This window comes from Streptomyces sp. NPDC002690, from assembly GCF_053592415.1.
The window spans coordinates 1-9,931 of record NZ_JBSFVR010000282.1; the positions used below are offsets into that span (position 1 = coordinate 1).

Below are 9,931 nucleotides of genomic sequence, written 5' to 3' on the forward strand. Positions count from 1 at the left end.
CTCACCGCGGCGGCGGCCAGCAGCACCGCGCAGAGCAGCAGGAGGGCCCGCACCCGTGTGTAGCGGACGCCCAGCCCGGCGGCCACCTCGTCGCCGAGGTGCATGGGCTTGAACTGGAAGGCGGCGGCGGCCACCACGGCCAGGAGCACGAGGGTGCACCAGAGTGCCACCCGTACCTCGTCCCAGGAGCGGTTGTCGAGCGAGCCGACCAGCCACGCCTGGGCGCGGGCCACGTCCTTGATGTCGGCCGTGACGAGCAGCCAGGTGGTCAGCGCCTCCGTCACGGCGCTCACCGAGATGCCGATGAGGATGAGCCGGAATCCGTCGATTCCCCGGCGCCAGGCCAGGAAGTAGACGAGCAGGCCGGTGCCGAGACCACCGGCGAGCGCGGCGGCGGAGAGGCCGACCGAGCTGACGACCGCCGTGGCGGCTCCGCCCGAGACCGTCACCAGGAACACCGCGACCGTGCCGGCGCCGCCGGTGATACCCAGTACGTCGGGGCTGGCCAGCGGATTGCGGGCGACGGACTGGGTGATGGCCCCGGAGACCCCGAGCGCGATCCCCACCACCAGTCCGGCCAGCGCCCTCGGCATCCGCAGTTCCATGATGACGAACCGGTCCACCTGCTCGCCCCCGCCGAAGACCGTGGCGATCACCCGGGACAGCGCGATGGGAAAGTCCCCGACCGCGACGGAGAGGCAGAAGACGAAGAAGACCCCGACGGCCAGCACGAGCGTGACCGTGACGACCCAGGGCCGCCAGACGAACGACACCTGCCCGAGCCGCACACCGCGGGCCGGGGACGGCGATGGCTTCGACTCGGTCCCGTTCACAGCGCCCTTCCCGTTCACGGCTTCGGTCCCGTTCACAGCTTCAGTCCCGTTCACGCGTTCTTGAACTTTCCGCGCCAGACCAGGACCGCGAAGAACGGCGCACCGAGGAGGGCGACGACGACTCCCGCGGCCAGTTCCCCGGGACGCACCACGAGACGTCCGACGATGTCGCAGACCAGCAGGACGACGGCGCCGAGGAGGCCCGCGTACGGCACCAGCCAGCGGTAGTCCGGTCCGGTGAGGTAACGGGCGATGTGGGCCACCATGAGCCCGAGGAAGGCGACAGGGCCACACGCGGCGGTGGCCGCGCCCGCGAGCAGGGTGATGGCGAGGATGCCGACGGTACGGCTCAGCGCGATGTTGACGCCGAGCCCGCGCGCCACGTCCTCGCCCAGGTTGAGCAGGTTGAGGGCGGGCAGCGTGGTCAGCGCGAGGAGCAGCCCGACCGCCATGAAGCCGGCCAGTGGCCAGATGACGTCGAACCCGACGCCTGCGACGGACCCCGCGTTCCAGAACCGCAGCGCGTTCAGCGACTTCTGGTCGGACAGGGCGACGGCCGTGGTCATCGCCGCGAGGAACACCGTGACGCCCTGCCCGGCCAGGGCGAGCGTCAGCGGGTTGCCCGCCCCCCGGCCCACGCTGGAGAGGCCGAACACGACGACTCCGGCGACCGCCGCCCCCAGGAAACCGAACCACACGTACTGGAAGGGATCGGCGAAGCCGAGCAGTCCGATCGAGGCCACCACGGCGAAGGAGGCGCCGGAGTTCACACCGAGCAGTCCGGTGTCCGCGATCGGGTTGCGTGTGAATCCCTGGATCAGTGATCCGCCCACGCCCAGGGCGATGCCCGCCACGATCGCGAGCACGGTACGGGGCACCCGGACGGTCCGCACGATGAGCCTGATCTCGGTGAGCCGCCGGTCGGCGTCCGGCTCGGCGAACAGGCCGTGCCACACGTCGGCGGGGCTCAGCGCACGGGCGCCGACCGCCAGTGACGCGACCCCCGCGAGCACGACGAGCAGGGCGAGCACGCCGATCCCCACCACTCGTCTTCGACGAGCGTTCGTTGCTCCCCGGGGCACCGAGAGCTCCACCGTAGTCGTGGTCATGTCGCCGTACGTTATCCCTTTGATCTTCGGTGTCCGCAGGGTGGTCGGCCAACTCCACTTTCCTCAGGCCCGGTTACGGCCACCATCGCCCCGGCAGAGGGTACCCGCGGGCCTCGGCCCCTGGCCGCCGCCCACGGGAGCGTTCCCGCGAGGCCGACGGCCGTCGCCCTGCTCAGCGGGACGCGCCGACGGCTTCCCCGGTGATCGTCCCGGCCTCGTCGGAGGCGGCCTTGGCCCGCCGGTCGAGCAGTGAGTCCAGGATCTCGCCGACCCGGATCGCCGTGTTGGAGAGCAGCGAGGAGGTGATGCCGTGGGTGTGCTCCGTACCGCCCTGCAGGTAGATGCCGCACCTCAGAGCGGGGTCGGTCTCGATGCGGTAGTCGCGCTCGACGCGGACGCGTCCCCGGCCGTCGGTACGGCAGCGGTCCGCCACTTCTCCGAGGAGGCCGAGGGGGTCGACGGGGCTGTAACCGGTGGCGAGCACCACGACGTCGGCGTCCAGGGCGGTCTCCTCACCCGTGACCAGGGACGTCACGGTGGCGCGGGCCTTCTCGGGCGTCTCCTCGACGCCCACGAGCCGGGACACGTTGAGGAAGCGAAGACGCTCGGTGCCGAGCACCTTCTCCTGGTAACTCTGCCGGTAGAGGTCGTCGATCAAGTCGATGTCGACCACCGAGTAGTTGGTGTTTCCGTGGTACCCCATCAGCCGCTGCTTGATCTCGTCCGGCGCGGCGAAGTACTCGTCGACGGCGCCGGGGTCGAAGATCCGGTTGGCGAAGGCGCTGTCGTCGGCGGGGCTGTATCCGTACCGGGAGAAGACCGCGCAGATCTCGGCCTCGGGAAAGACGCGGTGCAGGTAGGCGACGTTCTCGGCGGCGCTCTGTCCCGCGCCCACGACGATGAACCGGGAGGGTGAGGTCCCGTCCAGTTCACCCACCTTGGCGAGGAGATCGGAGTTGTGCCACACCCGGTCGCCGCGCTGGACGCCCTCGGGCAGGAGGGGGCGCAGCCCGGTGCCGATGACGAGGTTGCGGGCCCGGTGGACGGAGAGCCCCTCCCCCGACCGGACCGTCACATCGAGGTACTCCACGATCCCGTCCTGGACGGTGGGCCTGACGGAGACGACCTCGTGCCCGTACGACACCATGTCCGCGACCTGGGCGGCGGCCCACTCGAAGTAGTCGTGGAACTCCACCCGCAGCGGGAAGAGGTTTTTGTGGTTGATGAAGTCGATCAGCCGCCCCTTGCTCTTGAGGTAGCAGAGGAAGCTGAACTCGCTGGTGGGGTTCCGGAGCGTCACCAGGTCCTTGAGGAAGGACACCTGCATGGTCGCGTCGTCGATCAGCATGCCGCGGTGCCAGCCGAAGCGGGGCTGCTGCTCGAAGAAGCGGGCACTGACCGGATGCCGTTCGCCGGCGCGGGCGTTGTGCTCACTGATCGCGATGGCCATGGCCACGTTGGACGGTCCGAAACCGATACCGATGAGGTCGTGGACCTGCGGGGCGTCGGCGGGAAGAACCGGTGACATGTCACTCCCATTCGTGCGGGGAAGCCGCTCATGGCATGGGGAAGGTGCGAGCGTCGGGCAGGCCGACGGCGCGGCTCGAATTTAGGTGAGCCTAAGCTAATCCTGTGAGGCTGTCGAGGGGGCGCCCGGGCGGAGCAAGGGGCGCACGACACGTCAAACACATGGCACCGCGCGCCCGTTGCAAAGCAAGGTAAGCCTTGCTTTACTGGCCCACGGTCCATTCCGGCACAGAGGAGGAACCCCCATGCGGGTCGTCATGTTCGGTTACCAGACCTGGGGTCACCGCACCCTGCAAGCCCTCCTGGACTCCGAGCACGACGTGGTGCTGGTCGTGACACACCCCAAGAGCGAGCACGCCTACGAGAAGATCTGGAGCGACTCCGTCGCCGACCTCGCCGAGGCGAACGGTGTTCCCGTGCTGATCCGCAACCGCCCCGACGACGAGGAGCTGTTCCAGCGCCTCGAAGCGGCCGAGCCGGACATCATCGTGGCCAACAACTGGCGTACGTGGATTCCCCCGCGCATCTTCGCGCTGCCACGCCACGGCACGCTGAACATCCACGACTCACTGCTGCCGAAGTACGCGGGCTTCTCCCCGCTGATCTGGGCGCTGATCAACGGCGAACCCAAAGTGGGCGTCACCGCGCACATGATGAACGACGAGCTCGACGCCGGTGACATCGTCCGGCAGGAGGCGGTCCCGGTCGGCCCGACGGACACCGCCACCGACCTCTTCCACAAGACCGTCGACCTGATCGCCCCCGTCACCACCGGCGCGCTGGCCCTCATCGCCTCCGGGCAGACGGAGTTCACCCGCCAGGACCGCTCGCAGGCGAGCTTCTTCCACAAGCGGTCCGACGAGGACATCCGGATCGACTGGACCTGGCCGGCCGAGGTCCTCGAACGGCTGGTGCGCGCCCAGTCCGACCCGTACCCGAGCGCCTTCACCTTCCACCGGGGCAAGCGGCTCGAAGTCCTCGCCGCCGTCGTCTCCGAGGCGCGGTACGGAGGCACGCCGGGCCGTATCTTCTACCGGGAGGGCGAGGGCGTGGTGATCGTCGCCGGGGCCGACGCGCGTACCGGGCGCAACCACGGCCTGGCCATCACCCGGGTACGCACCGAGGACGGCCGGGAGCTGCCCGCGACCGAGTACTTCACCTCCATGGGCGGCTACCTCACCAACCGCCCCTGACCCCTCGTCAACTTACGTGGTGCGAAACGGCGTTCCGTCAGGGCGTGAGCGTCGCCGCGAGTGCGGCGAGGCCGTCGGTGTAGATGCCGCGGAAGAGGGCGACCGCCTCGGCGTCGTCGACACCCTCGGGAGTGAAGGTGCCGCTCCATTCCACCCGGGCACCCTCCGTGCCCGGGTCGGAGTGCACGGCGAGGGTGGAGAGGTAGCCGGTCACCGGGAACGGCGCGTGGAGGATCGAGTAACTGTACCTGCGGGCCTTGTCGTCGAAGGCTTCGAGGCGCTCGACGATCACGCCGCCGTCCTCGTTGGTGAGGGTGCGCACCCGGCCGCCCTCGCCGAGTTCGCTGGCCGGGATGTAGGGCAGCCAGTCGGGCAGGGTGTCGAATCCGCCGATGAGTTGCCAGACACGGTCGGGCGAGACAGGGACGCGGACGGACACGGTGGTCGTTGCCATGGGATTCTCCTTGAGTGGCTCGGGCAGGCGGCCGGCAGGCGGAGCCCCGCCGGCCGCGGAAAGCCGTCGGTCAGTCGGTGGTGAGGCCGCGGAAAGCCGTCGGCCGGGCGACCGGCCGGTACGGCCGCGGAAAGCCGTCGGTCAGACGGCCGGTACGGGCGCGTCGGGGGCGATCAGTCGCTCCTGGCGCAGCTCCGCCCAGAAGGCGGCCGGAATCCGCTCGCCGAGCGCGGCGACGTCCTCGGCGATGCGGCTGGGCCGGGTGGCGCCGGGTATGACCGCCGCGGTGGCCCGGTGGGCGAGGGAGAACTGCAGGGCGGCGGCCTTGATGCCGACGCCGTGTCGCTGGGCGAGCGCCTTGATCCGCTCGACCTTGGCGATGATCTCCGCCGGTGCCTGCTGATACTCGAAGTGGGTGCCCCCGGCGAGGATGCCCGAGCTGTAGGGGCCGCCGACGACGATGTCGACGTTCTGTTCGGCGGCGGCGGGCAGCAGGCGCTGCAGGGCGCGGTCGTGGTCGAGGAGGGTGTAGCGGCCGGCCAGCAGGAAGGCGTCGGGCTTCGGCTCGTCGAGGTCGAGGGTGAGCTCCAGCGGCTCGACCTTGTTCACGCCCACGCCCCATGCCTTGATGACACCCTCGGCGCGGAGCCTGTCCAGGGTACGGAAGGCGCCGGTGCGGGCACTCTCGTACTGGGCGAGCCACTCGTCGCCGTAGAAGTCCTGGGCAATGTCGTGGACCCAGACGATGTCGAGCCGGTCGGTCTTCAGCCGCGTCAGGCTGTCCTCGATGGAGCGCATCGTGGCGTCGGCCGAGTAGTCGTTGACGATTCGGTTGGGGCGGCCGTGCTCGAAGAGCCCGCCCTTCTCGCCGAGCTCGCGGGCGGCGGGGTCCTCGACCTCGTCCAGGATCACCCGGCCGACCTTGGTGCTGAGGACGTACGCGTCCCGGGGCTGGGCGGCGAGCACCTCGCCCAGGCGGAGCTCGGCGAGGCCGGCGCCGTAGAACGGGGCGGTGTCGAAGTAGCGGATGCCGTGGTCCCAGGCGGCCTGGACGGTGCCGGCGGCCTCCTCGTCGGGGATGGCGCGGAACATGTTGCCCAGCGGGGCGGTTCCGAAGCCGAGCGGGCCGGACAGGAGCGGGGCGATACCCATGGGGAGTTCCTTACGGAGAGTGAGGGGCGGCGTGCTTCCGTACGGGTTCTCGGTGAGAGCCGCGACGGGCAGCCGGTCTGACTTCTCCGACATTAGGAGCGATACTTGAGACTGTCCAAGACAGGCTTGGACTGACTTGAGTCCCCTGAGGTCTTATATGCTCGACCTGCGACAACTTCGTTATTTCGTGGCCGTGGCCGAGGCGGAACACGTCGGCCGCGCCGCCGAGGAACTGCACATCTCGCAGTCGCCTCTCAGCCGGCAGATCGCCCAGCTGGAGAAAACCCTCGGCCTCACCCTGTTCGAGCGCAGCCAGCAGCGCATCCGGCTGACCGCGGACGGACGGGTCTTCCTCAGCGAAACGCGCGCGCTGCTGCGGCACGCGGACCGGCTGGAGAACCTGGGGCGGCGCCTCGGCCGCGGGGAGGAGGGCGGGCTGTGCATCGGGTACGTCTCCGACGCCATGCACACCGGTGTCCTCCCGGCGGCGCTGCGCACCCTCCAGGAGGAACGGCCCGGCATTCATGTGGCGCTCTACAGCCTCGATCCCCAGGAGCAGTTCGTGGGGTTGCGGCAGCGCAGCCTCGACATCGCGCTCGTGCCCCGTCCACCGGCCGAGGACGACCCCGACCTGACGGCAGCCCCACTGCTGGAGGACCCGCTGATGCTCGCGCTGCCGGCGGGCCACCCGCTGGCGGACCGGGAGGACATCGCGGCGCGGGATCTGGACGGTCAGCCCTGGATCGCCGTCGAGGGCTCGGGCGAACCGGCCGCCAGGGACGGGTTCGTCGCCGACTGCGTGGCCTCGGGCTTCACCCCGGACATCCGTCTCAGCGCTCCGGAGCCTCTGACCGCCCTCGGGCTGGTCGCCTCCGGTCTGGGGCTGGCGCTCGTCCAGCGGAGCATGGTCCGCGGCGGCACCGAGGGAGTCACGGTCCGTGAACTGCCGTGGCACCGGGCGTCGGTACATCTGTGGGCCGCATGGCACCGGGTCGATCTCCGGCCGGTGGTGGCATCCTTCCGTACGACCGTCCTGGACGGCCGCGGCCCTGCGCGACCAGCCGAATGACGCTCTCCGGGAGCCGGGTCCCTCGGCTCCGCGTCCTCTCCCCTCGGACGTACGGGGCGGGCGCGGTCTTCTGGCGGTCGGTCAACTCCTGCGCTTGGAAAGGCTGTACAGCAGCACCAGGACCGCGATCACCATCACCGCGACGTGTAACCACGCGGGGGCTGCCGACACGTCTGCGGCACTCGTCAACGAGGACATCTCCACTCCATCCCACTCCCTCGCAGCGAGGGAGGTACACCGGTTCACGTCCCGCGGTCCGCGGGACCTTGGACCACTTCTGCCCCCGTCCGGCGGAACCAGGCCCCCGCGCCGCGTACTCCACCCCTGCGAGGGACCCGCGCGGAGCCGGAGCCGGTAGCGGCGCGGGGACGCCCGGCTCCGGTCCCGGATCGCACCCGGCGCCCCGCGTACCCTGTCTCCCGTGTCCGCCTCACCGCCCCCGCACCACGTCGCCGTACTCGTGCTCGAAGGCGCGAAGCCGCTCGACGTCGGCATCCCCGCACAGGTGTTCACGACCCGCGCGAGCATGCCGTACGAGGTACGGGTGTGCGGCGCCGCCCCCGGGCTGGTCACCGGTGGGGACGGGCTGTCGTACCACGTCGCCGACGGGCTCGACGCGCTCGCCTGGGCCGACATCGTCTTCGTCCCGGGCTACCGGTTCCCCGACCGCGACGACCCGCCGCGGGCCGTCCTCGACGCGCTGATCGCCGCCCACGACCGGGGCGCACGGCTCGCCGCCATCTCCACCGGAGCCTTCGCCCTCGCGGCCACGGGGCTGCTCGACGGCAAACGGGCCACGACCCACTGGCACTACACCCGAGCGCTCGCGGCGAAGCATCCGCTCGTCCGGGTCGACGAGAACGTCCTCTTCGTCGACGACGGCAACGTGCTGACATCGGCGGGCGCCGCCTCGGGCATCGACCTGTGCCTGCACATCCTGCGCGGCGACCTCGGGGTGGCCGCCTCGAACCACGCGGCCCGCCGGCTGGTCGCGGCCCCGTACCGCAGTGGTGGTCAGGCGCAGTACGTGCCGCGCAGTGTGCCCGAGTCCCTGGGCGAGCGGTTCGCCTCCACCCGCGAGTGGGCGCTGCGCAGGCTGGGTGAGCCGCTCACCCTCGACGTGCTGGCCCGGCACGCCGCGGTGTCCTCGCGCACCTTCTCCCGGCGCTTCGTCGAGGACACCGGATACACGCCGATGCAGTGGGTGATGCGGGCCCGCGTCGACATGGCCCGCGAGCTGCTGGAGCGTTCCGAGCGGAGCGTCGAGCAGATCGCCGCCGACACCGGGCTCGGCACCGGCGCGAACCTGCGGCTGCACTTCCACCGCATCCTCGGCACCACCCCGAGCGAGTACCGGCACACCTTCGCGCGAGGTGAGTAGCTCCCCCGCGGGCAACGACCGGGACCGCTCCGCCACGCCGGCGCGGTCCTCCGGTGCGCTGGCACGATCCTTGCGGACCATGGCGATCGAGCCGCTGTCATCGGCACGCCGGGCGCGCGAACCTGGAAGAGAACCGGACACACCGCACCAGGGACGAGGGACAGAACCATGACTCGCATCGCCATCAACGGATTCGGCCGCATCGGACGCAACGTGCTGCGCGCGCTCCTCGAACGCGACAGCAAGCTGGAGATCGTCGCGGTCAACGACCTCACCGAGCCGGCCACTCTGGCACGGCTGCTCGCCTTCGACACGACCTCGGGCCGGCTGGGCCGCCCGGTGTCCGCCGAGGGAGACACCCTCGTCGTGGACGGCCGTCGCATCAAGGTGCTCGCCGAGCGTGAGCCGGCGCAACTGCCGTGGGCCGAGCTCGGCGTGGACATCGTGCTGGAGGCGACCGGCCGCTTCACCTCGGCCGGGGCCGCCCGCGCCCACCTCGACGCAGGGGCGCGGAAGGTCCTCGTCAGCGCTCCGGCGGACGGTGCCGACGTCACCCTCGCGTACGGCGTCAACAACGACGCGTACGACCCCGCCACGCACACCATCGTCTCGAACGCCTCCTGCACGACCAACGCGCTCGCGCCGCTGGCCGCGGTCCTCGACGAACTCGCCGGTATCGAGCACGGCTTCATGACGACGGTGCACGCCTACACGCAGGAGCAGAACCTCCAGGACGGCCCGCACCGCGACGCCCGCCGGGCCCGCGCGGCGGCCGTCAACATCGTGCCGACCACGACCGGCGCCGCCAAGGCGATCGGCCTGGTGCTGCCGAACCTGGACGGCAAGCTGTCGGGCGACTCGATCCGGGTACCGGTGCCGGTGGGTTCGATCGTCGAACTCAACACGACCGTCGCCCGTGACGTGACTCGCGAGGACGTGCTGGAGGCGTACCGCGCCGCGGCGGCGGGTCCGCTCGCCGGGGTTCTGGAGTACTCGGAGGACGCGCTGGTGTCGTCCGACATCACGGGCAACCCGGCTTCGTCGATCTTCGACTCGGCCCTGACCCGCGTCGACGGCCGCCACGTCAAGGTGGTCGCCTGGTACGACAACGAGTGGGGCTTCTCGAACCGGGTGATCGACACCCTCGAACTGCTCGCGGCGGGCTGATCCGGGGGCCGGCCGGCCAGCGGCTGGCCGCTGGCCGCTCTCGAAC

At 70.7% G+C, this 9,931-nt stretch carries 9 protein-coding genes; 4 read left to right on the forward strand and 5 right to left on the reverse strand.

The window, feature by feature from the left end:
* The 3 genes from ACWD3D_RS27290 to ACWD3D_RS27300 all read right to left on the reverse strand — a co-directional run.
* Nucleotides 1-833: FecCD family ABC transporter permease (locus tag ACWD3D_RS27290; protein ID WP_451463440.1), on the reverse strand; the 833-nt coding region annotated here is incomplete at its 3' end.
* Between the two features lie 50 nt (nt 834-883).
* Nucleotides 884-1,942 carry a FecCD family ABC transporter permease gene (locus ACWD3D_RS27295; protein WP_451463441.1) on the reverse strand — a complete coding sequence of 353 codons (1,059 nt, stop codon included), beginning with the start codon at nt 1,940-1,942 and terminating at the stop codon, nt 884-886.
* A gap of 172 nt (nt 1,943-2,114) precedes the next feature.
* The gene (locus tag ACWD3D_RS27300; protein WP_451463442.1) at nt 2,115-3,470 is read right to left on the reverse strand and encodes a lysine N(6)-hydroxylase/L-ornithine N(5)-oxygenase family protein; all 1,356 of its coding nucleotides are present in this window, start codon (nt 3,468-3,470) and stop codon (nt 2,115-2,117) included.
* A gap of 244 nt (nt 3,471-3,714) precedes the next feature.
* On the opposite strand from ACWD3D_RS27300, the gene ACWD3D_RS27305 reads away from it, so the two are divergent.
* Entirely contained in the window at nt 3,715-4,662 is a 948-nt protein-coding gene (locus tag ACWD3D_RS27305) for a methionyl-tRNA formyltransferase (protein ID WP_451463443.1), read from the forward strand.
* 37 nt (nt 4,663-4,699) lie between these two features.
* On the opposite strand, the gene ACWD3D_RS27310 is transcribed toward ACWD3D_RS27305, so the two are convergent.
* Together ACWD3D_RS27310 and ACWD3D_RS27315 are read right to left on the reverse strand one after the other, a co-directional pair.
* Nucleotides 4,700-5,116 (reverse strand): SRPBCC family protein, encoded by a 417-nt coding sequence (locus ACWD3D_RS27310; RefSeq protein WP_451463444.1) that lies wholly within the window; start codon nt 5,114-5,116, stop codon nt 4,700-4,702.
* 141 nt (nt 5,117-5,257) lie between these two features.
* Nucleotides 5,258-6,268, reverse strand: a complete 1,011-nt coding sequence (locus tag ACWD3D_RS27315) for an aldo/keto reductase (protein ID WP_451463448.1) — start codon at nt 6,266-6,268, stop codon at nt 5,258-5,260.
* Between the two features lie 157 nt (nt 6,269-6,425).
* Here ACWD3D_RS27315 and ACWD3D_RS27320 point away from each other — a divergent pair, with 157 nt between their 5' ends.
* From ACWD3D_RS27320 to gap, 3 genes are all read left to right on the forward strand, one after another.
* On the forward strand, nt 6,426-7,337 hold the full coding sequence (locus tag ACWD3D_RS27320; protein ID WP_451463445.1) for a LysR substrate-binding domain-containing protein: 912 nt from the start codon (nt 6,426-6,428) through the stop codon (nt 7,335-7,337).
* A gap of 421 nt (nt 7,338-7,758) precedes the next feature.
* Nucleotides 7,759-8,718 (forward strand): GlxA family transcriptional regulator, encoded by a 960-nt coding sequence (locus tag ACWD3D_RS27325; RefSeq protein WP_451463446.1) that lies wholly within the window; start codon nt 7,759-7,761, stop codon nt 8,716-8,718.
* 168 nt (nt 8,719-8,886) lie between these two features.
* Complete coding sequence (gap, locus tag ACWD3D_RS27330; RefSeq protein WP_451463447.1) at nt 8,887-9,885, forward strand: type I glyceraldehyde-3-phosphate dehydrogenase; 999 nt, start codon at nt 8,887-8,889, stop codon at nt 9,883-9,885.
* The last annotated feature ends 46 nt before the right edge of the window (nt 9,886-9,931 follow it).

What these genes read in the sequence shown, in the direction of transcription:
- gap (WP_451463447.1), top strand. Translation starts at nt 8,887, where the DNA reads ATGACTCGCATCGCCATCAACGGATTCGGCCGCATCGGACGCAACGTG.
- ACWD3D_RS27310 (WP_451463444.1), bottom strand. Translation starts at nt 5,116, where the DNA reads ATGGCAACGACCACCGTGTCCGTCCGCGTCCCTGTCTCGCCCGACCGT.
- ACWD3D_RS27320 (WP_451463445.1), top strand. Translation starts at nt 6,426, where the DNA reads ATGCTCGACCTGCGACAACTTCGTTATTTCGTGGCCGTGGCCGAGGCG.
- ACWD3D_RS27315 (WP_451463448.1), bottom strand. Translation starts at nt 6,268, where the DNA reads ATGGGTATCGCCCCGCTCCTGTCCGGCCCGCTCGGCTTCGGAACCGCC.
- ACWD3D_RS27295 (WP_451463441.1), bottom strand. Translation starts at nt 1,942, where the DNA reads ATGACCACGACTACGGTGGAGCTCTCGGTGCCCCGGGGAGCAACGAAC.
- ACWD3D_RS27305 (WP_451463443.1), top strand. Translation starts at nt 3,715, where the DNA reads ATGCGGGTCGTCATGTTCGGTTACCAGACCTGGGGTCACCGCACCCTG.
- ACWD3D_RS27300 (WP_451463442.1), bottom strand. Translation starts at nt 3,470, where the DNA reads ATGTCACCGGTTCTTCCCGCCGACGCCCCGCAGGTCCACGACCTCATC.